This is a genomic window from Glaciibacter superstes DSM 21135 (assembly GCF_000421145.1).
In the GTDB taxonomy this organism is placed as follows: Bacteria; Actinomycetota; Actinomycetes; order Actinomycetales; family Microbacteriaceae; genus Cryobacterium; species Cryobacterium superstes.
On the sequence record NZ_ATWH01000009.1, the window covers coordinates 66,408 to 89,407 of the forward strand.

Here is a 23,000-nt window from a genome sequence, read left to right on the forward strand (position 1 = left end):
TCCTTTGAATGGAATCTCTTGAAACTGATCCGAAACTAGATCGGCTGGGGCTCGCGGCCCTCAGTGCGGTCCAGCAGCCGGTTGAAGTACTTCCAGTAGTTTTCCTTCGCGTGGTGCGGGTAGATGCGTGCCGCTTTCTCGATCGACTCGTCGTGGTCGGGAATCGGGAACGTGGCACCCGACGACTCGAGGTCGATCTGAAACTTCGACGACCACTCGAGAAAGATGCCGCAGAGCAGCAGCTCGCGCACGTCGCCACCGGTGAAGGCGATGCCATGGTTTGCGAGCAGGATCGCCTCCGCCTTGCCGAGCTTCTGGGCGACGGCCTTGCCAAGATCAACGGTCGTAACGATGTGGCTCGTTTCATCGAAACGGGGCACACCCTCGACCGCAAACCAGGCGCCGTGGTTACTCACCGGCGCAAGGACGTTGGTTCCCGCGCCAAACACTGTGGCGTAGTGAGGGTGGGAGTGCCCGACGAAGTTGACGTCGGGGCGCGCGAGGAATATCTCGGCGTGAAGAGGCCACTCCAGGTGCCGAAATCCCTCGCCCTGCAGCACTTCGCCGTCGAGGGTGACGAGCAGGTAGTCGTCAGCCGTGACTTCTGAGAGGGCGAGGTGTCCTCGCTTCAGCCACATTCCGCGGCCTTCAGGATCGCGGTACGACATGTGCCCCATTGACATATCGCCGTGGCCCTCGATTTCGAGGATGCGGTGGACCCGGGCGAGATCGTCAAGCACGCTGCGAATCTCCGGTGAGGGGTTGAATGGCTCACGCACGTTGTGTTCCTTCCTTCTTATGGTCTGTCGTTCGTTGCGCGGCGGGCACTAAAGCTTCGCCAAGGCTTCGGCCTTCGTCAGACCACCAACACGGGCAAGCGGGCGACCGCCGTTCGACACTGCAACGCAAATCAACAATTCATCGGGCTTGGGCGAGTCGTCAACGTGCAGCGTGATGCCGTCATAGTAGTCGCGCACATACACCTCATCTTTGAACGCGAGGGGAATATCGATTGCAACTCCAGCGGCTGAGACCTTCGTCATCGACGAGATCCAGGCTTTGCCGCCACCGATCGCGTCGCGGAAGCCGTCGCCGAAGATCGTCGTTACGCAGGCCACGACGTGCTCTTGCTCGCCGTTGATGCCGGCGACGCCGCCCTTGCCATAGCCCTCGACCTCGCTGCCGCCAAGCAGCGCCTTCGCGCGGCGGCCGAGTTCGAATGCGAGCTCGCGGCTGGGCTTCGTCAGCACGCTGAGATCCTGTGCAAACGGTTGTCCCGCGAAGGGGTTGCGAATCACAACCCCAACCGCAGCCTTGACGAGGGGCTGGTCCAGCGACTGCCCGGCGAGTTCGGTGACCTCAACTACCGCCGAGTGCCACGCGCGGACCTCGTAGCCATCAATTTGTGTATTCATGCGTGCACCACCGTTGTCGGATCGTACTTGGCCGCCTCGAGCACCTCGGGCGTGAACTGGTTTCCGTTTGCCATGCTGCGCGTCTCGGCGAACCAAGCCGACTTGTTCTGGCAGCGATCCGTGACCTCACGTTCGCGTGCCTGCCAGTCGACGAGCACCTTCGCCATGTCGTCGCCGCCCTCGCTTGCGGCGACCGCCATCGAGTAGGCGTTCGCCATCGCGGTGCCGGCCCCCTGAGCCAACGCGGGGCACATGGCGTGCGCAGAGTCGCCGACCAGGGCGACACTGCCGTTCGACCACTCCTTCAGCACGTTGGTCTGGTAGCCGTCGTAGCGACCCGAGATCTTCGCGGCCTCGCGCAGAACGGGGGCGAGGTAGGGGTGGCTCTCGACCCAGACGTCGTAGTTGATCGGCACAGCCGATCCTTCCTTGTCTTCGATCGGAGCCATCAGAGCGATATACAGCTCGTCCTCATTGCAGGGCACGTAGAGCACGCGCAGCACACGGGGTTCGAGGTTCCAGAAGTCGATGACGTTATCCCACGCTTCTCCGCCTCCGAGCTCTTCTTTGCAGCGCGGCACGATCAGGCGGGTCACGCCATCCTTTGAGCGCGTGCGCTCCTGCTCAAATCCGATCGAGTCGCGCACCTTCGAGTTCACACCGTCCGCACCCACGATCAGGTCGGCGTGGCGCACCTCGCCACTCGTGAGCGTCAGGCTGCCGGCGGGATCCGCCGCGTCCACTTCGGAGCTAACGCGAATCTCGACGCCGGCCTCGCGGGCGGTATCGACGAGCGCATCGTGCAGCGCTTTCCGGGTCATAGTGCGCCAGTGCAGACCGTCGAAATCCTCGAGCGACTGGGTTACGTTGTGCATGCGTGTCTCGTAGAACGGCGGCACCATGGTGTGTGGCAGCAGGCGGTCATACGCGCCAATTGCCTTGAGCACCTGGAGACTGTTGTGCCAGAGCACGATTCCGGCGCCCAACGGGCGAAGCTCGGTGTCCTTCTCGTGCAGAGTGACGTCCCACCCCTTCTGCGCGAGGGTCGTCGCTGCGACGAGGCCGGCGAACCCCGCGCCCGCAACCTCAGCTTTTCGCTTGCTCATGCGGTCGATCCTTTCGCGGCCATCACGCGTCGTGATAGCCAAATCTCATTTGATAATAAAAGTCTTCTGACATTGGCGAGCACAAGGCGGGCCTCCCTCAGTGGGAAGCCTGCGCTCAGGCACGCGGCCCCGGGCTAGTTGCGGGTGTGGCCACCGTCGACCACGAGCAGCTGGCCGGTGACCCAGCCCGCCTCCTCGGTCGTCAAGAATGCGACGGCCGGAGCGATGTCCTCTGGCTGACCCTTGCGGTTGAATGCCTGCATGGGCACCACGTAGGCAAAACCCTCGTTGTGTGGGCCCGCCTTCACGCCTTCACTCTCGGTGAGGCCAGGGGCGACGGAGTTGACCGTAATCCCATCTTTGCCGAGTTCAGACGCGAGCGAGCGAGTGAAGCCGATGCTCGCGCCCTTGCCCGATACGTAGTGGTTCGCGTTCGGCGTCCCAGCAACGAACGTGTTGGAGGAGATATTGACGATGCGACCATAGCCAGCATCGGCCATGTGCCTCGAGACCGCCTTGGTCACCAAGAAGAGCCCATCAACGTTGACAGCCATGACGCGGCGCCACTCCTCGAAGGTGAGGTCCTCCCAGGCAACGAAGGGGACGATCGCCGCGTCGTTGACGAGAATGTCGATGCGGCCGTACGTTGCCATGACGTCGTCAACGAGACCCTGCACCGCTGCAGCGTCACTCACGTCGGTGCGGTGGAAGTGGCCCGAGAGCTCGGCAGCGACCGCTTCGCCCTTCTCAGCGTTCACATCGGCAATCACCACGGTGACATCGTTTTTCGCGATGCGACGTGCGATGGCCGCGCCAATGCCTTGTGCCGCTCCCGTGACGATCGCCACACGCCTTTCATGCTTCGACATAGTTCCTCTATTCCTTCTTCAATACACACAAATAGTTTGAAAAGGCGCTAGCCGCCGTAATACTCCGGAGCCTTTTTCCACTTCAGCCACGGCTCCATCTCGTGCGATGGGTAAATTTCTGCTCCGCGCGTGCGCCCGACGTAGCTGAGCTTGCGCAGCGAGTCCACACAGGCAGCGGGGTCGAGGTGGAATCCACCGATCACTTCGGCATCCAGAGCCTTGTACGTGTAGGCCGCGTCGCCAGCGAACAGCATGGCTGGCGAGTCACCCATCTCGACGAGCATGGAGTAGTGGGCGACCGTGTGGCCGGGCGTCTCGATGAGAGTGACACCGGGCACGACTTGGTACTCCCCAGAGATGAACTTGTATTTGGACTTGTCAAAGTGAAACGAGAGGTCCGAGTAACCGAGGCGCTCAAAGGGCTCGGGCACGAGGGCGTGCCGCAGTTCGTCCTTGTGCACCAAAATCTGGGCGTTGGTGAGGTACTTATTGCCGCCAACGTGGTCGAAGTGAAAATGCGAGTTGATGACGATGTCAATGTCTTCGGGCGTCAGCCCACATCGTGCGAGCTGCGCCGGGATGGTCTGCTCGGGCGTCTGCTCGGGCTTTTCGAACGGCAGCACCTCGTTGACGTGATCGAGGTCAAAGCCCGTGTCGAACAGGATGTTTGGGCCGCCATCGATCTGCACCAGCACGCTATAGACCGGGAAACGCACCTCGTTGCCGAGATCGTGGTGCCAGTGCACCTGCGAGCCATCGATTACCAAACTGCCGCCATCGAGCAGCGTGACCTTAGGGTCGGGCATCAGCATCCTCCTCATTGAGATACGACCACGAGCAGCGCTAAGTTCTCTCAAGCAGCGCAACATTTCTATCATGCTATGAGAACAGTTCAACGCCTGTCAACCGCAGCAAGCCCACGGCGCGGGCGGCCCGGTCGACGATCCGAGCAAACTCGGCCTTGAAACTTTTCTCACATAACGAGATAGTTGTATCAACATGCAATGCGCGAGTCAAAGGAGATTCATTGTGCCAGCTCAGACCACGAGGGCCGGGGTCATCCTCGCCGCCGCCGATGTATTTGGCCTCGCCACGTTCTACACCCAGGTGCTCGGCTTTGAGGTTTCGTCCAAATACGAGGATCCGCCATACATCATCCTAGAGAAGCAGGGCATGAGGCTCTCGCTCACCGAAGATGGCCATCGGGGCGACGACCTGCCCGAGTTCACCTTCCGAAGGGTCGCGTCGACAACCGAGCGACCCGTCTGCCTAGTGCTCGAGGTGGAGGACTGTGATGCAGTGCGTGCCGAGCTCACCGAGCACGACGTCAACTTCCGGTCCGAAACGTTCCGCCCTTCCTGGGGTGGCGCACGCTTCTTTCTGGCCGATCCCGAGAACAATCTCATCGAAATCGAGGAGCTGGCATGAAAACAATCGTTCTAGAAGCAAAAGAGAGCATCGGCATCCAGGACCGTCCGAACCCCAAACTCGAGTCGGCCTCCGACGCGATCGTTCGCGTCAGCCTTTCCGCCATCTGCGGAGCCGATCTCTTGCCCTACCACGGCCACACGCCGGGCTTCGAGTTCGGCATGATCCCGGGGCACGAGTTCGTTGGCGTTGTGACTGAAGTCGGCACCGATGTGATCGGCGTGAAGGTCGGCGACCGGGTCGTGAACACGAGTATGACCAGCTGCGGCGAGTGCGCGATGTGCGCAAAGGGTCGCTGGACTCAATGCGAATCGCGCGCCCTGTTCGGCTACTCGGGGGTGTACCCCAAGCTTGACGGCGGCCAGGCGGAGTATGTACGCGTGCCCAACGCCGCCCGCAGCCTCATGCCGCTCGCCGACTCGGTTGCGAGCGAGGACGCGCTATTTCTCGCTGACATTCTGCCGACCGGATACGCCGGGGTTGACGCGGCTGGCGTGACCGCTGGCGAGCTTGTGGTGGTGCAGGGTGTGGGCCCCGTCGGACTGATGGCAATCATGGTTGCTCTGCAGCGCGGCGCGCGGGTCGTCGCCATCGACGGTGTGCCGAATCGCCGTGAGCTCGCAGCAAAGCTGGGCGCCATCACCGCAGAGCCGGCCGAGGCGCGAGAGGTTGTTGCTCGCGAGAGCGCCGGCGACGGGGCCGACTGTGTGATTGAGGCTTCTGGCAGCATCCCCGCGCTCACGGAGGCCCTTCACCTGGCACGACCCCAGGGCAAGATTTCAGTGATCGGTGCTCACTTTGAGAACGACTTTCCGCTCGACAATGGTGTGATGTTTGAGAAGGAACTCACGTTGAAGTTCTGCATCGGTAATCCGTTCGAGACCCGCGAATTGCTCCTCGGCATGATCCAGTCGGGCGAGCTCGCGCCGCGTGAGGTCTTGACGCACGTCCTACCCTTCACCGAGGCTGAAGACGCCTACCGCAAGTTTGACAATCGCGAGTACGTGAAGGTCGCCCTCACTTTCGAGTAGCCCTCGCGCTTTGCAGATCAACCAACCGCAAAATAGGGAATCACAATGAAGTTTCGCAAGCTGACGACGACTATCGAAGAGATCGCGTTTGAGGGCGGCCGTCAGGTAGATCCGATCGCACGGGTCGCCATTGTGGCAGCGGTCATTGAGAACCCATGGGCGGGCCAGTCTTTTGTGGAAGACCTCGGCCCGGGGATCGCGAGCTGCGCCTCCGACCTCGGAGCGCTACTCGCGCCGCGGGTAATGGAAGCGCTTGGTGCCCCACTCGAGGCCTACGGGAAGGCCGCTATTGTGGGGCTGAACGGCGAGATCGAACACGGATCAGCATTGATTCACACCTTGTCGTTCGGCAATCATTTCCGCAACGCCGCAAACGCTACAACGTTGCTCCCCGCGGGCGAGAAGCGCGGCCCGGCCGGCATCATCTTCGACATTCCGCTCAAGCACTTCACCGACGCGACGGTGCGCTCGCACCATCAGACGATCGAGGTACGCATCTCAGACGCACCGCACGCCGACGAGATCGTCGTCGCGCTTGCGGGCGCGGCTCAGGGCCGGCCGCAGCAGCGTCTCGCGACGTTCGACTCGGCTGAAAAGTAGCGCGTCGAGCGCAAGTAGACCCCGGGGCAGTTAGTTGCCCGGGGCTTTACTATGCCGCCCGAAAGCCGGGCTGATCCTCGTAGACGGGCATGTCACTGTAGAACGCCCAGAGGTAGCAATAATCGCTGACAGGGTCGCTCGTCACGCTGCCAAGGCAGATCATGTCTCGGTATCGTTCGGTGTCGTTCTGCTCGTAATGCAGTCGGCATAGTACGCGAAACGTGTCGTCATCGATCATGCTCTCCGACGGCTTCCAGCACTCGACCTGTGTGACGGGCTCCGCGAGCTGCGAGTCCTTGGGGGCAATCTCGGCGAGCTGGGCGATGATTCTGCCATCCTCGCCACCAACGGTCGGAATCCCGCTCGCGCAACCGGCGAAGCTGAACACCGCGGCGGCGGTCACCAGCGCTAATACGCGCAACATAATCTTCTTCTTCATTCGGGCCTCACCCATCGCGGTCCTACCTCCGTTTCACAGTAGCGGCTTGGGCGTGAGCTCCAACGCCACCGCAACCGCATACCGATCGAGTGTGCAGTTTGACGTGGTCCGCCAGGGACCGCGACAGTACGGCTCCAGTCCGTCGTTCCATAAGACCGTGACCGGGCATTGGTCACGGCCGGGGCTCGCCAAAACGCTGGACGCCGGCGCCCGACCGTGCCACGCTTTTCTTCTGGCGGTTTTTCACCCGAGAACGCAGAGAAGCGATACGACCATGACCACACGACCCTGACGACACGACCATGACCACACGACGATGACGTCGGCAGACCTTTCACCCGCGACCGGCGTGGTTCCCGGCAGCCCGCAACTGAGCGATGCACAGCTCGAACGGATGCGCGGCTACGGCGTGGCAGAAGACGTCGCCACGGGAGACGTCAACTTTCGCTCCGGCGACCGAAGCTACGACTTGGTACTCGTCGATTCCGGCGAGATCGAGGTGGTGCGCGAGGCAACGCAAGACGCTCCGGAGGAACGGGTCGGGCGTCACGGCGCCGGGCGATTCATCGGCGAACTCAGCCTCCTCACCGGGCAAACGATCTACCTCACGGCACGCGCCAGCGAACCCGGCCGCATCCATCGCATCTCCCCCGACCGTTTTCGGCAGTTGATGGCCGAAGACACCGAACTCTCCGATCTGCTGCTTCGCACGTTTCGAACGCGACGCGACCTCATCCGTAACGGGCCGGCCGCACGCAGCATCGAGGTCTTTGGCACGCCCTGGTCTGCGGCCGGGTTTGCTCTGAAGTCCTACCTTCTGCGACTTGAGCTGCCGTACCAATGGATTCACGACGAGTCCGTCGCCGGTCTCGCGCTCGCCCGCACACTCGACATCAGCACCACCGACTCCCCTGCCGTGGTGATCGGCGACCAGGTGATTCGGAATGCCACGCCCGGCCAGGTTGCCGCCCGGCTGGGTCTCTCGCTGCCCGTCGGCGAAAGCGAAGACGTCGACCTCGTCGTGGTCGGCGGCGGGCCGGCCGGTCTTGCCGCGGCGGTGTATGGAGCGTCGGAGGGGCCTCAGCACCGTGGTGCTCGACGAAATCGGGCCGGGCGGGCAGGCAGCCGCGAGCTCGCGCATCGAGAACTACCTGGGTTTTCCGAACGGCATCAGCGGCGCGGAGCTGACCGCGCTGGCCACCGTGCAGGCCCAGAAATTCGGCACCCGCATGTACAGCCCGTGCGCAGTGATCGCCCTCACGATTGACGGTGAACGGATGTCGGTCACCCTCGAAGACGGTGCCGAACTGAACGCCCGCGCCGTGGTCGTGTCGACCGGCGCGCACTATCGTTCGCTGCCTCTGGAGCGGTGGGACGACTACGTCGGCATCGGAATCTACTACGCGGCGACCGAACTCGAGGCCCGGCTCATCTCCGCGTCGCCGGTGACGGTTGTCGGCGGAGCGAACTCAGCCGGCCAGGCGGCGCTGTTCTTCGCCTCGCGCGGGAGCGAGGTGTCGCTGGTGGTACGCGGGCCAGACATTCGGGCACGGATGTCGAGCTACCTCGTCGACCGGTTGGTCGTCGATCCGCGGGTGACGATCCATCAGTCGGCCGAGGTGTCTGGGCTGGAGGGAGAGGCGCGGCTGGAGCGGATCTCGATCACCGACCACTCGTCGGGCGAGACGCAGCCTCTGGAGTGTCGCGGGCTGTTCTGCTTCATCGGGGTCGAACCGGCGTCGTCGTGGCTGGACGGCATCGTGACCGATGACGAGGGCTTCATCAAGACGGATGTGCAGCTGGCCGCCGCAGATCTCGGCGAGGTGTGGTCGGCACTGGGGCGGGCGCCGCTGCCGTTCGAGACGAGCATTCCCCGCGTTTTCGCCGCAGGAGATGTGCGTCGAGGATCAATGAAGCGCGTCGCGGCCGCCGTGGGCGAGGGCGCGAGCGCCGTCGCATCCGTTCACGTGTCTCTGGGCGTGCGCACGGCCTGACGGTTCGCTGGGTCTGGGTCAGGTTGACAGGGTTGCAGGTTGACAGGGTTGCGCGTACTCTTGAGAGATGAGCATCCAGCAACCGGCCACGCATCCGATCGACAGTCAAACGCGCAAGCGTCTCCTCGAAGCGGTCTCCGTGAGGCTTGACGCTTTGGATGCCGGCCAAGTGACGGCCGGACGCGTCGACGAGCTCGCGGAGCGGATGGTCGCGGTGATCCCGCAGCCCAGCCCTTGGAACGACGTCCTCGGCCCGTTCTATTCCACGCAGGCCGTTCAACGCTTTCTCGGTGTGACCCGCCAGGCTGTGCAGAAGCGAGTCCGCTCCGGGTCTCTGGTGCGCGTGGTCACTCAGGACGGAACTTCGCTCTTCCCCGCGTTCCAGTTCCGCGACGCTCGCCCCGTGCAGGGGCTGCTCGAGGTGGTCGCCGAGCTGCGCCGGGGCACTACTGACGAGTACGCGATCGCACAGTGGCTGGCAATCCGCGACCCGGCCTCAGGGACATCGCCGCTTGACCGCATGGTTGCCGGCCAGATCGCCGCTGTGCTGAGCGAGGCGGCTCACACCGCGGCGGCTTGGGCCGCCTGATGGCACCTGCCCAGCAGCTGCCGGCACCGAATCGCCCACTGACCGGGTTCCCGGAGGCCATCATTCCAGACGGGACTCCTGTCTATCGTGCATTCAACGTCAGTCGCAGTCCCGGCTTCTACACCTCAGGGCGGGGAGGGCGCTTCAACCTCGTCACACCCCGCGGGACACTCTATTTCGCCTCCGACATCGACACTGCGGTCAGGGAGAAAGTCCGCGAAGCAGTCGTGACCTCTCGCATCATCTCGCGCGGCATGGCCGACAGTTTCCACGTCGCCGTGTTCAACGCCGACGGTGTGCGCGGCGCCGACCTCGCACACGTTGCAGCCGCCCGGTTCGGCGTTACCCGCGAGCTGGGGACGATGGATGACTACACCGTCACTCGCGCTTGGGCGGCCGCATTCGATGCGGAGGGCTTCGATGGAGTCCATTACGGTTCCCGTTTCACGACCCGCCAGGCTGCGGCATGGGCTGTCTTCGGGGCAGAGGGCGAAACCGACCTGTGCGCGACATCCGTCATCTCAGGAGATGAGGCCTGCCAGATCGCGCACATCACCGTCGCTGGGCCCATCGTCTCTGCGGAGTCCGCTGACATCCTCGAATAGCGTCGTGTGCACATTTTGGGCCCAGACCGCGGCCGATGGCGGGACCGCGGGGTTTGCCAGAGCGAATCGCTCAGGGACCGGATTCGCTCTCTGACGGGTCGCGCGTCGCCCTCGCCGTTATCGGCTCGTGCGAAACCGAATACCCGTGACCGTTCGAGGTGTGACCTCGAAGTAGTTCCACTTGTCGGAACCGGTCATGGTGGGGAGGTCGCTCACTCCCGAATCGAGGATCTGCGCCTCGTCGTTCAGTCGGTGCGCGTCACCACGGATGACCACGCTGAACCTTTTTCCGCCGTCTGTACCGTCGATCTCCACCGCCACTCCGGGCCGCTTGGTGAGACTGACGACCTTCGTACCTGGAGCGCTGCGGAAGAACAGCGACTCAGACTCCACGAGGTAGTTGATCGGAAAGATGTCGGCGCCGAGGTCATCGCACACGGCAAGGCGGGCAACGCGGTTGGCTGAAAGCAGCCGCCAGCATTCGGCCACATCGAGTGTTTCAGTGTCACCCACAGCAGCTGGTTCTTGGGGCGTGTGAAGGTACGGATTGACTGTCATGACTGAGCCCTCAGTTTCTGTCGGCGCGCGTCTGGGTGTGAGCGGCCCTCGATCGGGAACCGAGGTCTTGGGTGCCACAAATTCTAGCTGTTCTCCCTTTGGCGCGGACGGGGATCCGCTCGAAATCACGGCCGCGAGACGGGTTGCACGCACGACGAATGTCGAGACTGATTCGTTCGCCAGCGCCGCCGCTTGAACAATGCGACTCTCGCTGTCGGAGTCAATGCGGGCTTCGATCCTGCGTGTCTTCGCTGCCATGGTCACCTCTGAACAATTTGTGCGGGATTTGCACGGCGCTTTGCAGGGTGGAACGCTACGGGTGCAGCAGTTAGCCGGCGTGCAGGTAATCCCCGATGGCACGACGGATCGCTTCCGAGACGCTGATTTGTTCCTCAGCGGCGCGCAACAGTAGATCGCGTTTGAGTTCCGGATCGAGGCGAACGGATTCGACTGAGGACGCTGCTGAGCCCATCGCGGGTCGACCGCCGCGCCGTCGATGCAGAATTTCCTCGACGTCGTAGCCTTGTTCGGCTTCATCCGCCAGCGTTTCTATCATCGCGTCGGTAACGGGCGTGCCATCGGCCGTCCGTCCGTGTGTTGTCGACATGGTCACCATCCCTTCGGTAGCAGAACCCGGTACTTTACTCTCATCGGCATCGCATGGATCACCGCCGGGCCTTGCGGGCGATCCAACACAACCAACTCCATGAGCCTTCCGGCGTCATCAGTGCCGAGAACCAAGAATCGAGCTGGGTCTTCACCAATTTCGTCCACGACCAGCGCGTGACGCAGGACGTGTTGAATGCTCTCTCGCTCGACATCGTGCCGAAATGCCGACCGAAGAACTTCCACCTCAGTATCGTACTACGAAACTAATCCGATCACCGAGGTTTCTCTTGGAGCCGGTTTCGAGACGGCCCTGGCGGGCCTCCTCAACGAAGGGTTTCGAAACCGCGTACTAGGGGTGCAGCCGGGCTTCCCAGTCGTCCGGAACGCGTCCGGCTGGGCCGGGCGCCGGCTGGTCGACCGGACGGTGGTCGGGAGGTGACAGCACTGGGCCGGTGGCGAACTCGGCAGTCTGGTAGTTCCAGAACCAGTTCTCACCTGGTTCGAAGCTGCGAACGATCGGATGTCCCGTTTCGGCCGAGTGAGCAGTTGCGTGCTGCATCGGCGACGAGTCGCAGCATCCGATGTGCCCACACGCCGTACAGCGTCGCAGGTGGAACCACCACCCGGCGCTCTCGAGGCATTCAACGCACCCGGTGCCCGACGGGGCAGCGTTCTGGTCAGCGGTCTGGTCAGCGAAGCTGTCGCTCATGCAGCCGATTCTACGACGCCCGTCCTTCGCTGCTTGATCCTGCGCCGTCCTGAGTAGGGCCCACGCCGCCGGTTCCGGGCCTTCTGGAGGATCGACCGGCCGTGCCGGTGGGGAGCGAAGGGTCGAAACCTGCCCAGCCCGTTCACAACCCTGGCTGGAAATAGCAGCTGTTGTGCACGAAGGACGACGGTCGCGGGTCAGCGCCGTGGCTCGCGACCTCAAGCGGATCGCGAGCGGCTGGGAGAGCCGACTGGCGCGGATCACGGCGCTGGCGGTGGCAGGCGCCTCACGGGATGCGCGCCCCAAGGGATGCGCGACAAAGGACGTCCCGGTTCTAGTCGATGTCGGAATCCGAGAAATGCCACGGGTTGATCGAGGATGTCCGATTGGAAACGACAACACGACGATCGGATTGACCGTTTGAGGCCGACGTTATGTCGGCTTCGACAGTGTGATCGACGAGCGCTTCAACCGCATGCGCATAGCGTCGGATCGTCGAGAGCTTAGGATCGCTGTCGTATCGTTCGAAATACGCAACAGTGGCTTGGGTCACACCCATTCGATCAGCAAGATCTTGCTGCGTCAGACCCTTCGTCTTGCGCACCGCGATAAGGCTCGCGAGCAGGTCGCCATCGTTACCAGCGAGGATGCGAGCACGACGCTCCGTCGGAGTTTCCGACTCCAGACCGAGAAAATCGTCCTTCGGGTTCATAGAGTAAAGTCTATATCACGCGCCAGCGACTGCCAAGAGCCTGTCTGTTAGGTATGGCCCCAACGGGCCGGCCGACCCGTCCAATATCGGGTTTCTGCGAAATCAATCTCAGAATTCTGCAGTCGATTCGTCTCGCGCGAGTCGCGCCCGAGTTCTTTGCGGTGAATATGAACCGAGACGACGCACGCCGGTATCTCAACGGGCTCGACATGGTACATGCGAACCAGAAAACTGAGTAGCCATCAAACAGACTCTCGAACCGCGCCATGAGCGTCGGCTCTTCCGGAATCTGGTACCAGTGAAAGCGAATAGGCGCGTTCCCAGGATCACAACAGATCGACGAGCTCATCTCAACACGATCAATCGGGTTCATGTCGGGGATCCTATTCGTCGCCACCGACGTGAAGGGACCAGACGCACGGAACGAGCGCATTGCGTCACCAGAAATCCCCGCCGTGTTGGCAATTCGAATAGCGCAGGCGCCGCCGTGAGGGGACGCAAAGTGCTCGTGAATGGGCGGCTGTTTGAGCGCACTTTGCGTCCCCTCACAGAACAATGCAGGCGATCAATGCGACGCTCGCCTCAGACCGGCTCCGGCAGCCGAAGCAATGCGCCCTCGTGCCGGCACGTCGTGGCAGCGATGAGCATGGCCTCATCGAGAATCCGACCCCACTGGATCGGCGGGACCTCCGACCCGCTCGCCAGCGCGGCCACAAACGCAGCCAGGCAGGCATCCCCCGCCCCCATCGTGTCGACGATCGGGCCGGGCAGCACCGCAATGTCAGCCCGCGCCTGCACGCCGGTCGCCGTGGAGACATCCGCCCCGTTCGCCCCACGCGTCGCCAGCACCACCGCGGCCCCGACGTGCAGCAGGTGATCGCGCACCGGCGACAGCGCCTGGCCGTAGAGCAGGGCCGCGTCTTCTTCGCCGAGCTTGGTCAGCAAGCTCAGCCCGGCGAGCTGCTCGAAGCCACGCACGAAAGCGCTTCGATCGTGCAACATGCCAGACCGCGGGTTCGGGTCGATAATGACGCGACCACGCGAGTGACGGATGCTGTCGGCCAGCCGGCACGCCTGCTCTTCATCATCGAAGGGAAAACAGGTCACGACGATGAAGTCCGCGGCCGCGATGGCCTCCCGCTGAGCACCGTCGAATTCGATGCGCCGATGGCGGGCGGCGTCATTGAAGACGTAAACCGGCTCGCCGTTCGTGCGATCGGAAACGGCGACCGACGTGCCGCGATCGCCGATGGTGGCCAGGAACCCGACGTCGAACGACCGCAGGTGCTCTCGCACCAGCTCGCCGTCGACATCCGCTCCGACCATGCCGATCAGTGTGCTGCGAATGCCGAGCACACCGAGCCCGACGGCAACGTTGAGGGCGGCACCCCCGGCGAAGCGTTCGACATCCGTGCCGTTTCGGAACTCATCGATCAACGCGTCGCCGATCACCACGACGGAACGCGCGTCACTCATTCGGTCGGATCTCGCCAGACCCGCGCACGATGAGTGTCGTCGGCACGACATAGGTCTGGTCTGCCGTGGTGTCGCCGTCGAGCTTCGCGAGCACACGCTCGGCGGCCAGCGCACCGATGCGCTGCGGATTCTGCGCCACGACGGTGATGGCCGGGTCGAGCAGGTCGGCGAGCGCAATGTCGTCGAAGCCGACCAGTGCGATGCGGTGGCCGGCGTCGTTGTCGCGCAGGCTTCTGATGGCGCCGGTCGTGATCAGGTTCTGGCTGCTGAAGATGGCCGTCGGCGGATTGCCGCTGGCGAGCAGGTCGTCAACAGCCTGGCGCGCGGCCTGCTCGTCGACGATCCCCCCTATGACCTGCGCGTCGTTCGAGGAAATGCCTGCACGACCGAGCTCGTCGCGATAGCCGCGGCGACGTTCGCGCATGGTCCAGATGTCTTCACGGTCGCCCAGGAACGCGATTCGGGTGTGCCCGTGCTCGATGAGATGGCGCGTCGCAACGGCCGCACCGTTCGCGTTGTCGCTGACGACGGCATCCGCTTCGACTCCGACGGGTTCACGGTCGACGAAGACGATCGGCGTGCCGTGCTCGAGCTCTGGCAGCAGGTAACCCTGGCTCTTGCTCGCGGTGGTGAGAATCAAGCCGTCGACTCGGCGGCGCAGGAATGTCGAGACGATGCCGCGCTCTCGCGTCGGGTCGTCGTCGAGGCTGGAGGCGAAGACGGCGATGCCCTTCTCCGCAGCTGCGTCTTCCACGGCTCGGTGGATCGCACCGGAGAACGGGTTCGCCACACTGCCGACGAGCAGGCCGAGGGTCTGGCTTCTGCGGTCGGCCCTGCGCAGGTTTCCGGCGTGGATGTCTGGCTCGAAATTCAGTTGCCTGGCCGCATCGCGCACCTTGGCGATGGTGGCCGCTGACACGTTCGGCTCGCCGTTGACAACCCGAGAAACAGTTTTCACGCCGACCCCGGCGAGGGCGGCGACATGCCGCATCGTCGCCCGCGGTTTCGCGGTGACCGGGTCGTGATGAGGCGTTGATAACGATGTCACGGATTGTGCTCCATTTCAGAACGTGACTTGACTATATAGGCATTCATGATCTAGACCTAGCTAATGACATCGTTGTCAGGGATCGACAGATCCCCCGACCAAGAGGAAGTTCAATGTTGATTCCCAGCACGCCAAACACGTTCAGGCGGCGCCTCGCAACCGCGGGTGCCATCGTCGCAGTGGCCGCTTTCGGTATGACCGCCTGCGCCAGCGCCGACACCGCAAGCACCACGCCGGGAGGCGAGGGCGGCGACGACGAGATCGGCGTCACGCTGATCGTCAAGACCACGACCAACCCGTTCTTCGTCGCGATGGAAGACGGCGCAAAAGCTGCGGCCGAGAAGGCAGGCGTCAAGCTCACCCTTGCCGCAGGCAAGGAAGACGGCGACGAAGACACCCAGATCCAGGCCATCGAGAACGCAATCTCGAAAGGCGACAAGGGCATCCTGATCACGCCGAACGGCCCGTCGGTGGTCGACGCCATCCAGAAGGCCAGGGATGCCGGCCTCTACGTGATCGCCCTCGACACCGCGCCAGACCCAGCCGACGCCGTCGATATCACCTTCGCCACCGACAACCGGGCAGCCGGCAACGCCATCGGCGAGTGGACCGCCGCCCAGCTCGACGGGGAGACGGCCACCATCGCAATGCTCGACCTCTTCGACGACAAAGTCGTCTCGGTCGACTACAACCGCGACCAGGGCTTCCTCGAAGGCATGGGCATCGACGTCGCCGACGAGAACACCAACGGCGATGAGGCCAAGACCGGCTCATACAGCGGCGGCGACTACGTGATCGTCGGCAACGAAGCGACCACCGGAGCAGAAGACGGCGGGCGCACCGCGATGGAGACGCTGCTCTCACAGAACCCCGACATCAACGTGGTCTACACGATCAACGAGCCGGCTGCCTATGGCGCCTACCAGGCCCTGCAGGCCGCCGGCATGGAGAAGGATGTTCTCCTGGTCTCGATCGACGGCGGCTGCGCCGGAGTCAAGAACGTCAAGGAGGGCATCATCGGTGCCACCAGTCAGCAGTACCCGGTGAAGATGGCCGAGCTGGGCGTCGAGGCGATTGCGAAGCTCGCCACCGACGGAACCAAGCCGTCGACGACGGCCGGCCTCGACTTCTTCGACACCGGAGTCGCCCTGGTCACCGACACCCCCGTCGACGGGCTCGAAAGCATCGACAGCTCAGCCGCAACCGAAATCTGCTGGGGCCAGTAGTCGCATCCGTTTGAACCGGGGTGAACTGGTCACGTGAGCATCCGTTTGCGTGACCGGTTCACCCGCCACCCTCGCGTCGCCGCGTGGCGCCGCACACCTCGACCGCACGCATCCGCCCGACACCACCAGGAGTCCTCGTGAGTCAGCAGACCACTCAGTCGCATCCGCAAACCGGCCCTCACGACCTCGCGTCGGAGTTTCTCGATCGGCAGACGCCGCTCGACCGTGTTCGCAACCTGCTCCACCGTTACCCAGCCATCAGCCCGGCCATTGTGCTGGTGCTGGCCGTCATCGTCTTCGGCTTCCTCAACGAGCGTTTCCTCAACCCAGCCAACCTGTCGCTCATCACACAGCAGGTTGCGGTCGTCGGCACCCTTGCGGTGGCGCAGACCCTCATCATCCTGACCGCGGGCATTGACCTCTCGGTCGGCGCCATCATGGTGCTCACCTCGATGGTGGTCGCCCAGACGGCAACGAACAACGGCATGCCAGCCGTGATCGCCTTGCTGCTGGGGCTCATCGTCGGCCTGGCGGCGGGTGGCCTCAACGGCATTCTCGTGACCCGCCTCAAGCTGCCGCCGTTCATCGTCACCCTCGGCACGCTGAATATCTTCGTCGCCCTGACGCTGCTGTACTCGAACGGCGCGACGGTGCGCGGAACCGACATGCCGGCGCTTCTCACATGGACCGGCACGACCTTCGACGTCTTCGGCGTGCGCATCAGCGTTGGTGTGGTGTTGATGCTGATCCTCTACGTGGTCATTGCCTTCGTGCTCGCGAAGACCGCCTGGGGTCGCCACGTCTACGCCGTCGGCGACGACAAGGAGTCGGCGCGACTGGCCGGTATCAGCGTGAACCGCGTGCTGATGAGCGTGTACCTCGCTGCCGGCGTCATCCTGGCGATCGGCGCGTGGATTCAGATCGGGCGCACCAACGCGGCGAGCCCGAACGCCGGCGCAGACCTGAACCTCGACTCGATCACGGCGGTCGTGATCGGCGGCACCAGCCTCTTCGGCGGTCGTGGCACCATCTGGGGAACCCTGCTGGGCGCCCTGATCGTCGGGGTGTTCCGCAACGGGCTCTCGCTCGCAGGGCTCGACGTTCTTTACCAGACCCTCGCCGTTGGCGTGCTGATCGTCGTGGCCGTCTCCGTCGACCAGTGGATTCGAAAGGTACGCAAATGACTCTCACCGAAGAGACGACGCCGGCCGCAGGTGGCCCTGCGCGCACGCCCATTCTCGAGGCGCGCTCGCTCGTGAAGACGTTCGGCCGGGTGGTCGGGCTCGATGGCGTGAGCCTCGAGCTCTACCCGGGTGAAGTGTTGGCCGTCATCGGCGACAACGGCGCTGGCAAGTCCACGCTCATCAAATGCCTGACCGGTGCCGAGATTCCCGACGAAGGGTCGATCTTTCTTGACGGGAAGCCGGTCAGCTTCAAGCGTCCGCAAGACGCTCGTGCTGCCGGCATCGAGACCGTCTACCAGAATCTGGCTGTCTCGCCTGCCCTCGACGTCGCATCCAATCTCTATCTCGGTCGGGAGGTGAGAAAGGCCGGAATTCTCGGTGCGCTCTTTCGCGTCATGGACACGAAGGGCATGCGTCAGTCGGCCCGTGCCGAATTGAACGAGCTGGGGATTTCGACGCTGCAAGACGTGACCGTGCCGGTCGAGAACCTGTCTGGCGGCCAGCGCCAGGCGGTCGCGGTGGCGCGTGCGGCGGCCTTCGGGTCGAAGGTTGTGGTTCTCGATGAGCCGACAGCGGCGCTCGGCGTGCGCGAGTCGAACCAGGTGTTGCAGCTGGTTCGCAACCTGCGTGACAAGGGCATTCCGGTGATTCTCATCAGCCACAACATGCCGCACGTGTTCGATGTCGCCGACCGCATCCACATCCAGCGCCTCGGAAAGCGCGCTGCGACGATCACGCCGCAGTCGCACTCGATGACGGATGCCGTGGCGATCATGACGGGCGCGGCGACCGCCTGAGTGGCGGCGCTTGCTCGCCGAGCGTCGCCGTTTGCGCCGAGAATCGCCGGTGCTGCAGCGATTCTCGGCAGCAGCGGCGATTCTCGGCGAGGCGTCGGGCCCAGCAGGCGGGCGGAATTGCGCAACTAGACAGCGCGTCAGGGACTCATCGGGGTGATGAAGACCTTGTCGGCAACGCCGGCAGCCTGGGCCTCGAGCGCCTCCGAGAACCGGTCGAGAGAAAAGAATGCCGCATTCAGCCGATCAAGCCGTAACTCCCCCAGCATCGCCACAGCCCGCTGGTGGGTGTACGGGTTGATGACCGATCCGACGATGCTCAGTTCCTTCTGGAAGATGTCACGCGGTGAGATCTGAGCGAAGTCCCCCGGCTTGCTCACCCCGAACACCATGATGCGCGCACCGCGGCCCGCGGCCGCGACGGACTGCTCCACGATCCGGCCAGACCCGACCGCGTCAACAACCCGCCGGTATCCACGATGCTCGACAATCGACTCGAGTCGCTGCATGTCGGCCTCGTCGCCCGGGTCCAGCGCCACGTGCGCACCCATGCGCAACGCGAGCTCGCGCCTTCGCGCCGACGGCTCAACCACCACGATCGGCGTCAAGCCGCTCAGCCGCGCAAGGGAAACCAGGATGGCTCCCGCCGGTCCGCATCCGTATATCAGAATCGATTCACCCGAGATCGCGTCCAGCTGATCCATCGCATGAATGCAACATGCGACCGGTTCGGCGAGCGCACCGATCCACGGCGGGGTGTCATCCGGCAACCGGTAGAGGATGCGCGTTGGCACCACCATCCGCGTCGCCATTCCACCGTCGAGCTTGACGCCATACCCGCGCTTGCTGTCGCAGAGATGCTCCCTGCCCGCCCGGCAATAGGAGCAGCGCGTGCAATAGTCATGCGGCTCAACGGTGACAAGATCGCCGACCGCGATGCCGTCGCTGTCCCCCATGATTTCGACCACCCGCGCACAGACCTCGTGCCCGAGCACCACCCCGGGCGCTGCTTCGAAGTGCCCGGCCACGATGTGAGCGTCAGTGCCGCAGACACCGACAGCCAGCGGCTCGATCACACTCTCGCCATCGCGAGGCAGACTCCTGGGCTCCTCGGCAAGGGTCACATCATTGATCCCGTTGAAACGCAACGCGGTCATCTGGTCCGTCGTCATTCCGCACCCTCCTTCAGTAGACCCGTCAACCGGTGAATGTGCCGACGGGCAGCCTGCTCGCTGCCCTCCGGCTCTCCGGTGACGAGCACATCAAAAATAGCTCGGTGTTCCTCGACCGCCTGCTTCATGCCGCCGCTGACACTCGTCGACCGCATCGCAACGGCGACCTGCGCCTGAATCTCATCCAGCATCCGCAAGATGGTCGGGCTCCCTGCTGTGCGCCGAATCTCGAGGTGAAACGCCGCATCAACTTCGATATGCCGCAAAAAGTCACCGCGCCTCGCAACCTCGTCGTGCTCGCGAAGTATCCCCAGCATCCGTTGCCGCTCGTCTGTCCCGAAGCGCGGCGCGGCCAGTCGCGCGGCCATGCCCTCCAACGCTTCGCGTGCCTCGTAGAGACTGACCAACGCCGCCGGCGTGAACCTGGTCACGACGGCGCCGCGGTTGTGGGTCTCCTGGGCCAGGCCCTCGCCGACGAGACCCATCACTGCCTCGCGAACAGGGCTGCGGCTCACGTCGAGTTCGCGCGCAATGGCGGGAACCGAGAGGCGAGAGCCCGGTTTCAGTTTTCCGCTGACGATCCGAAGGTGGAGAACCTCGTATACCGCGGAGCTGGCCTTCATGAGCGCACACGCCCCCCACTCGCTGATTGAGCCGACTGCAGCGGCTTAGCCGGCCACACTGCTTGCCCGCTCGGGCTGGGGCGCCAGGAATGCCTGCACGAACTCACGGTACTGCGAGGCGATCATGGCCTGGGCTTCATCCCGACGCTCGGGCTCGGCGATATTGAGCTGCACGGCGTCCCACCAGATGCTTCGGCCGATGGCGAATCCGATGAAACCGCCTGCAGCAGCCCGGCCGAGCCAGCCCTTGACCGTGTCAGAAGGAGCACCTGCACCAAGCAGAATGCACTCGCTGTCTTGCTCCCTGGCGATTCGCACCGCGGCATCCGTTGACTCGACGGAATCCTGATGCTCCAACTTCCAGAGATCGACACCCACGCGAGCGCCGATCTCCTCCATCGCCTGGCGCGTCAGAAGGGGTCGCAGCTCGCTTTCGAAGCGAAGCACGTCACCGTCGACGGCGTGCAGCTGGCTCTGGGTCGGCGGAACCAGGAGCTCGAACAGGAACGTTGCACCGGCGTCGCGACTGATGCGGGAGGCTTCAGCCAGCCGCTGCAGTTGCACGTCGTTCTGGTCGGCGTCGTCTTCGGTGTTGTACCGAACGAGCACCTTCGAGAATTCCGGCTCAAAGCGGGCGAGAAACCCGGCCAGATCGTCTGGCTCGGTTTCGTAGAGTGCTCGCCCCGCCCGCTCAATAGGCATGGCCAGACGGATGCCGCCTGCCGTCGCCCGCTCGGCTACCCCGGCACCCAGCTGTTCGTCGACAAGTATCGCGGCCGAACTGTCGCCGGCCGTTCGTGCCTGCAGCAGACCGTCAAGAACGAGGTGCTTCGCCTCGGTGGTGATAGCTCGCTCAGCCGGGGTGACGCCGCCGGTGTGGCCGAAGAGGGCTTTGGTCAGCCACGGTCGCTGGTCGACGGCGAGTATGAACAGTGGGGTGGGTGCGGTCACGAAACTGGCTCCTGGTTCTCATGCGGTCTGGTGGTTGTGGCACGGTTCTCGTGCGTGACGTATGGCTTGATGTACTCACCAGAGGTGAAGCGCTCGAACGTCTGGGGCAGCTCGTCGAGCGTTGTGGCCGACATGATTGCGTTCTGCAGCCGGGCGCCGTGGCGCCGCAACAGCTCCCAGTTCGCGTCGAGTTCGGCGTGCGGAAAGTAGAACGACCGCACAGTGAAACAGTCGGTTCTTCGCCACCGGGGGTTCGCCGGCATCGAATACGGTTCATTGGACTCGCCAAGGGCCAGGATGGCGCCGCCTGGTTCGGTCACGCGCTGCGCCAGTTCCCGGCCGGATGCCGAGCCACTCACTTCGACGGCCATCTGAAACTGGTTGACGGTGTCGAGGTCGGTCGCCGGGGCGGCCCCGAGTTCCAGCGCCATCTGCAGGCGTTCCCGGTTCGGGTCGAACGCGTAGACCTTCTCTATGCCGAGTTCCTGAGCGACGGCGATCACGCCGAGACCCAACGGTCCGCACCCGATCACGAGCGCGGAGCTCACGTTTCCTTCCTGGGTACGGATACCCATCCGCAGGCCATGGGCCGCGGTACCGATCGTGTCGAGGCCGAGCACAGCGACCTCGAACGAGATGTCGTCTGGTATCGGGAAGGCACACTGCGCCGGGATGTCGACCAGGTCGGCGAAGCCACCGTCGACCTGCCAGCCGATCAGTTGTTCAAGCTGGAAGCAGCGGTTGGTCTGACCCTGCAGGCACGCCTTGCACTCACCACAGAAGACGGGAATGTAGACGAGCACACGCGCGCCGGTTTGCGGGTCGCCGACGGCGGCAGAGTCCACAACAGTGCCAGCCAGTTCATGGCCTGGAACGACCGGCGATCCGCTCTGAAGGAGGCGCTTGTCCGATCCGCACAGCGCGCACACCGCCACCCGCACCCGCAGCCACCCCTCCTTCAGCGGAGGCATCACCACATCTTCGAACTCGATAACACCGTCGCCACGGAACCTGGCCACTCGATTGGTTGTCATTTCACTGCGCCTCCGGTCAGTCCGCGGATCAGCCAGCGCTGGGCAACGATCGCCAGGATCAGCGCGGGCAGTGAGATGAGGGTGCTGGCAGCCATCAATCCGCCGTAGTCACCCGCGCCCTGCCCGATGAAGTTGAAGGCGATCACCGGCAATGGCATCGTGTCGGCGTTGGCGAGCGCCAGCGCGAACAAGAAGTAATTCCACGAGAAGATGAAACTCAGCGTGATCGCGACCGAGAGCCCGGGCGCCACCAGCGGCAGCACAACCTGCACGAATCTCTGCCACACGGAGCATCCGTCGATCATCGCGGCCTCCTCGAGGCTGCGGGGGATCTCTTCGAAGAACGGCACCAGCAGCCAAATGCACAACGGCAACGTGATGATCAGATGCGCCGCGATGAGAAGCAAGAAGTTCAGCGCATCGTTCGACGGCGCCCCGACCGCGATCGAGAGCACAAACAGTGGCACAACGAACATCACGCCTGGCGCCATCCGGGCGAGCAGGGTGAAGAACCCCAGTCCGGCCAGCTTCCTGCGCACCACCACATAGGCCGCAGGCACCCCGAGAATCAGGCCGAGCAGCGTCGACCCGCCCGCGATGATGAAGCTGTTGCGAATGTAGTAGACGAAGTCGAAGCGCTCGAAGAGGTTCACGAAGTTCGACAGCGTGAGCGGCGTCGTGAAATCGAAAATGCTGCCGGTGATGTCGATATTGCGACGGAAGGCCGACCACAGCATGAACAGCACTGGCACAAAGAAGATCAGTGCCGCAACCACGTAGCCCACGTAGACCAGGGCGATCTTCCGGCGTTTCTGTTTCACAGCACTT

At 63.7% G+C, this 23,000-nt stretch carries 26 protein-coding genes and 1 pseudogene; 10 read left to right on the forward strand and 17 right to left on the reverse strand.

What is annotated here, in order from left to right; all coding sequences use genetic code 11:
• Positions 1-35: 35 nt before the first annotated feature.
• The 5 genes from K323_RS0113410 to pldA all read right to left on the reverse strand — a co-directional run bounded on the left by K323_RS0113410 (position 36) and on the right by pldA (position 4,196).
• Complete coding sequence (locus K323_RS0113410) at positions 36-779, reverse strand: class II aldolase/adducin family protein (RefSeq protein ID WP_022885796.1); 744 nt, start codon at positions 777-779, stop codon at positions 36-38.
• A 48-nt stretch (positions 780-827) separates the two neighbouring features.
• A complete protein-coding gene (locus K323_RS0113415) occupies positions 828-1,415 on the reverse strand; it encodes an amino acid synthesis family protein (RefSeq protein ID WP_022885797.1) in 588 nt (195 codons plus the stop codon).
• Positions 1,412-2,521, reverse strand: coding sequence for an FAD-dependent oxidoreductase (locus K323_RS0113420; RefSeq protein WP_022885798.1), 1,110 nt, complete (start codon positions 2,519-2,521; stop codon positions 1,412-1,414). Before K323_RS0113420 ends, K323_RS0113415 begins: the two co-directional genes overlap by 4 nt.
• Positions 2,522-2,655: 134 nt before the next feature.
• On the reverse strand, positions 2,656-3,390 hold the full coding sequence (gene pldH / locus K323_RS0113425; RefSeq protein WP_022885799.1) for a pyridoxal 4-dehydrogenase, SDR-type: 735 nt from the start codon (positions 3,388-3,390) through the stop codon (positions 2,656-2,658).
• 47 nt (positions 3,391-3,437) lie between these two features.
• Positions 3,438-4,196 carry a 4-pyridoxolactonase gene (gene pldA / locus K323_RS0113430; RefSeq protein ID WP_026851637.1) on the reverse strand — a complete coding sequence of 253 codons (759 nt, stop codon included), beginning with the start codon at positions 4,194-4,196 and terminating at the stop codon, positions 3,438-3,440.
• A gap of 223 nt (positions 4,197-4,419) precedes the next feature.
• Between pldA and K323_RS0113435 the strand changes: the two genes are divergently transcribed.
• The 3 genes from K323_RS0113435 to K323_RS0113445 are packed head-to-tail and all read left to right on the forward strand — an operon-like array spanning position 4,420 to position 6,449.
• Positions 4,420-4,818, forward strand: a complete 399-nt coding sequence (locus tag K323_RS0113435; RefSeq protein WP_022885801.1) for a VOC family protein — start codon at positions 4,420-4,422, stop codon at positions 4,816-4,818.
• Positions 4,815-5,849, forward strand: coding sequence for an alcohol dehydrogenase catalytic domain-containing protein (locus K323_RS0113440; protein ID WP_022885802.1), 1,035 nt, complete (start codon positions 4,815-4,817; stop codon positions 5,847-5,849). The genes K323_RS0113435 and K323_RS0113440 overlap by 4 nt, the downstream gene beginning before the upstream one ends.
• Positions 5,850-5,894: 45 nt before the next feature.
• A complete protein-coding gene (locus K323_RS0113445; RefSeq protein WP_022885803.1) occupies positions 5,895-6,449 on the forward strand; it encodes an amino acid synthesis family protein in 555 nt (184 codons plus the stop codon).
• Positions 6,450-6,498: 49 nt separating this feature from the next.
• Here the strand turns inward: K323_RS0113445 and K323_RS0113450 are convergent, their stop codons facing one another.
• Positions 6,499-6,888 carry a hypothetical protein gene (locus K323_RS0113450; RefSeq protein ID WP_157509439.1) on the reverse strand — a complete coding sequence of 130 codons (390 nt, stop codon included), beginning with the start codon at positions 6,886-6,888 and terminating at the stop codon, positions 6,499-6,501.
• A 394-nt stretch (positions 6,889-7,282) separates the two neighbouring features.
• Between K323_RS0113450 and K323_RS30485 the strand changes: the two are divergent.
• The 4 genes and pseudogenes from K323_RS30485 to K323_RS26040 all read left to right on the forward strand — a co-directional run.
• A pseudogene (locus K323_RS30485) lies at positions 7,283-7,510 on the forward strand (cyclic nucleotide-binding domain-containing protein); the annotation flags it as partial.
• Between the two features lie 439 nt (positions 7,511-7,949).
• Positions 7,950-8,882: an NAD(P)/FAD-dependent oxidoreductase gene (locus tag K323_RS30490; RefSeq protein ID WP_245570984.1), complete on the forward strand. Its 933-nt coding sequence runs from the start codon at positions 7,950-7,952 to the stop codon at positions 8,880-8,882.
• 67 nt (positions 8,883-8,949) lie between these two features.
• A complete protein-coding gene (locus tag K323_RS0113460) occupies positions 8,950-9,471 on the forward strand; it encodes a hypothetical protein (RefSeq protein WP_022885805.1) in 522 nt (173 codons plus the stop codon).
• A complete protein-coding gene (locus tag K323_RS26040; RefSeq protein ID WP_022885806.1) occupies positions 9,471-10,076 on the forward strand; it encodes an RES family NAD+ phosphorylase in 606 nt (201 codons plus the stop codon). Before K323_RS0113460 ends, K323_RS26040 begins: the two co-directional genes overlap by 1 nt.
• A 117-nt stretch (positions 10,077-10,193) precedes the next feature.
• On the opposite strand, the gene K323_RS30040 is transcribed toward K323_RS26040, so the two are convergent.
• From K323_RS30040 to K323_RS0113500, 6 genes are all read right to left on the reverse strand, one after another.
• Positions 10,194-10,589, reverse strand: a complete 396-nt coding sequence (locus K323_RS30040; RefSeq protein WP_169515660.1) for a pyridoxamine 5'-phosphate oxidase family protein — start codon at positions 10,587-10,589, stop codon at positions 10,194-10,196.
• Positions 10,590-10,962: 373 nt separating this feature from the next.
• Positions 10,963-11,241 carry a ribbon-helix-helix protein, CopG family gene (locus K323_RS26050; RefSeq protein WP_051147361.1) on the reverse strand — a complete coding sequence of 93 codons (279 nt, stop codon included), beginning with the start codon at positions 11,239-11,241 and terminating at the stop codon, positions 10,963-10,965.
• A gap of 351 nt (positions 11,242-11,592) precedes the next feature.
• Entirely contained in the window at positions 11,593-11,952 is a 360-nt protein-coding gene (locus tag K323_RS0113485; protein ID WP_022885810.1) for a UBP-type zinc finger domain-containing protein, read from the reverse strand.
• 334 nt (positions 11,953-12,286) lie between these two features.
• On the reverse strand, positions 12,287-12,664 hold the full coding sequence (locus K323_RS26055) for a helix-turn-helix domain-containing protein (RefSeq protein WP_022885811.1): 378 nt from the start codon (positions 12,662-12,664) through the stop codon (positions 12,287-12,289).
• 582 nt (positions 12,665-13,246) lie between these two features.
• A complete protein-coding gene (locus K323_RS0113495) occupies positions 13,247-14,140 on the reverse strand; it encodes a PfkB family carbohydrate kinase (protein WP_022885812.1) in 894 nt (297 codons plus the stop codon).
• The gene (locus tag K323_RS0113500; protein WP_022885813.1) at positions 14,133-15,188 is read right to left on the reverse strand and encodes a LacI family DNA-binding transcriptional regulator; all 1,056 of its coding nucleotides are present in this window, start codon (positions 15,186-15,188) and stop codon (positions 14,133-14,135) included. Before K323_RS0113500 ends, K323_RS0113495 begins: the two co-directional genes overlap by 8 nt.
• Before the next feature lie 113 nt (positions 15,189-15,301).
• Between K323_RS0113500 and K323_RS0113505 the strand changes: the two genes are divergently transcribed.
• From K323_RS0113505 to K323_RS0113515, 3 genes are all read left to right on the forward strand, one after another.
• A complete protein-coding gene (locus K323_RS0113505; RefSeq protein ID WP_022885814.1) occupies positions 15,302-16,414 on the forward strand; it encodes a substrate-binding domain-containing protein in 1,113 nt (370 codons plus the stop codon).
• Positions 16,415-16,551: 137 nt separating this feature from the next.
• Positions 16,552-17,598, forward strand: a complete 1,047-nt coding sequence (locus K323_RS0113510) for an ABC transporter permease (protein ID WP_022885815.1) — start codon at positions 16,552-16,554, stop codon at positions 17,596-17,598.
• Entirely contained in the window at positions 17,595-18,395 is an 801-nt protein-coding gene (locus K323_RS0113515) for an ATP-binding cassette domain-containing protein (RefSeq protein ID WP_022885816.1), read from the forward strand. Before K323_RS0113510 ends, K323_RS0113515 begins: the two co-directional genes overlap by 4 nt.
• Positions 18,396-18,532: 137 nt before the next feature.
• Here the strand turns inward: K323_RS0113515 and K323_RS0113520 are convergent, their stop codons facing one another.
• Genes K323_RS0113520 through K323_RS0113540 form a run of 5 tightly spaced genes read right to left on the reverse strand, consistent with a single transcriptional unit; the run spans position 18,533 to position 22,993 of the window.
• Positions 18,533-19,564 carry an alcohol dehydrogenase catalytic domain-containing protein gene (locus K323_RS0113520; protein ID WP_022885817.1) on the reverse strand — a complete coding sequence of 344 codons (1,032 nt, stop codon included), beginning with the start codon at positions 19,562-19,564 and terminating at the stop codon, positions 18,533-18,535.
• Entirely contained in the window at positions 19,561-20,187 is a 627-nt protein-coding gene (locus K323_RS30700; RefSeq protein ID WP_022885818.1) for a GntR family transcriptional regulator, read from the reverse strand. The genes K323_RS0113520 and K323_RS30700 overlap by 4 nt, the downstream gene beginning before the upstream one ends.
• Before the next feature lie 45 nt (positions 20,188-20,232).
• Entirely contained in the window at positions 20,233-21,138 is a 906-nt protein-coding gene (locus K323_RS26065) for a 2-deoxy-5-keto-D-gluconate 6-phosphate aldolase domain-containing protein (RefSeq protein WP_022885819.1), read from the reverse strand.
• Positions 21,135-22,172: an alcohol dehydrogenase catalytic domain-containing protein gene (locus tag K323_RS26070; RefSeq protein WP_022885820.1), complete on the reverse strand. Its 1,038-nt coding sequence runs from the start codon at positions 22,170-22,172 to the stop codon at positions 21,135-21,137. The genes K323_RS26065 and K323_RS26070 overlap by 4 nt, the downstream gene beginning before the upstream one ends.
• Positions 22,169-22,993 carry a carbohydrate ABC transporter permease gene (locus tag K323_RS0113540; protein ID WP_022885821.1) on the reverse strand — a complete coding sequence of 275 codons (825 nt, stop codon included), beginning with the start codon at positions 22,991-22,993 and terminating at the stop codon, positions 22,169-22,171. The genes K323_RS26070 and K323_RS0113540 overlap by 4 nt, the downstream gene beginning before the upstream one ends.
• Positions 22,994-23,000 lie beyond the last annotated feature (7 nt).

What these genes read in the sequence shown, in the direction of transcription:
- K323_RS0113445 (WP_022885803.1), top strand. Translation starts at nt 5,895, where the DNA reads ATGAAGTTTCGCAAGCTGACGACGACTATCGAAGAGATCGCGTTTGAG.
- K323_RS30490 (WP_245570984.1), top strand. Translation starts at nt 7,950, where the DNA reads ATGGAGCGTCGGAGGGGCCTCAGCACCGTGGTGCTCGACGAAATCGGG.
- K323_RS0113420 (WP_022885798.1), bottom strand. Translation starts at nt 2,521, where the DNA reads ATGAGCAAGCGAAAAGCTGAGGTTGCGGGCGCGGGGTTCGCCGGCCTC.
- K323_RS26070 (WP_022885820.1), bottom strand. Translation starts at nt 22,172, where the DNA reads ATGACAACCAATCGAGTGGCCAGGTTCCGTGGCGACGGTGTTATCGAG.
- K323_RS0113450 (WP_157509439.1), bottom strand. Translation starts at nt 6,888, where the DNA reads ATGAAGAAGAAGATTATGTTGCGCGTATTAGCGCTGGTGACCGCCGCC.
- pldH (WP_022885799.1), bottom strand. Translation starts at nt 3,390, where the DNA reads ATGTCGAAGCATGAAAGGCGTGTGGCGATCGTCACGGGAGCGGCACAA.
- K323_RS0113505 (WP_022885814.1), top strand. Translation starts at nt 15,302, where the DNA reads ATGTTGATTCCCAGCACGCCAAACACGTTCAGGCGGCGCCTCGCAACC.
- K323_RS0113515 (WP_022885816.1), top strand. Translation starts at nt 17,595, where the DNA reads ATGACTCTCACCGAAGAGACGACGCCGGCCGCAGGTGGCCCTGCGCGC.
- K323_RS26050 (WP_051147361.1), bottom strand. Translation starts at nt 11,241, where the DNA reads ATGTCGACAACACACGGACGGACGGCCGATGGCACGCCCGTTACCGAC.
- K323_RS0113415 (WP_022885797.1), bottom strand. Translation starts at nt 1,415, where the DNA reads ATGAATACACAAATTGATGGCTACGAGGTCCGCGCGTGGCACTCGGCG.
- K323_RS0113485 (WP_022885810.1), bottom strand. Translation starts at nt 11,952, where the DNA reads ATGAGCGACAGCTTCGCTGACCAGACCGCTGACCAGAACGCTGCCCCG.
- K323_RS0113495 (WP_022885812.1), bottom strand. Translation starts at nt 14,140, where the DNA reads ATGAGTGACGCGCGTTCCGTCGTGGTGATCGGCGACGCGTTGATCGAT.
- K323_RS26055 (WP_022885811.1), bottom strand. Translation starts at nt 12,664, where the DNA reads ATGAACCCGAAGGACGATTTTCTCGGTCTGGAGTCGGAAACTCCGACG.
- K323_RS0113460 (WP_022885805.1), top strand. Translation starts at nt 8,950, where the DNA reads ATGAGCATCCAGCAACCGGCCACGCATCCGATCGACAGTCAAACGCGC.
- K323_RS30700 (WP_022885818.1), bottom strand. Translation starts at nt 20,187, where the DNA reads ATGAAGGCCAGCTCCGCGGTATACGAGGTTCTCCACCTTCGGATCGTC.
- K323_RS0113440 (WP_022885802.1), top strand. Translation starts at nt 4,815, where the DNA reads ATGAAAACAATCGTTCTAGAAGCAAAAGAGAGCATCGGCATCCAGGAC.
- K323_RS26040 (WP_022885806.1), top strand. Translation starts at nt 9,471, where the DNA reads ATGGCACCTGCCCAGCAGCTGCCGGCACCGAATCGCCCACTGACCGGG.
- K323_RS0113520 (WP_022885817.1), bottom strand. Translation starts at nt 19,564, where the DNA reads ATGACGACGGACCAGATGACCGCGTTGCGTTTCAACGGGATCAATGAT.
- pldA (WP_026851637.1), bottom strand. Translation starts at nt 4,196, where the DNA reads ATGCCCGACCCTAAGGTCACGCTGCTCGATGGCGGCAGTTTGGTAATC.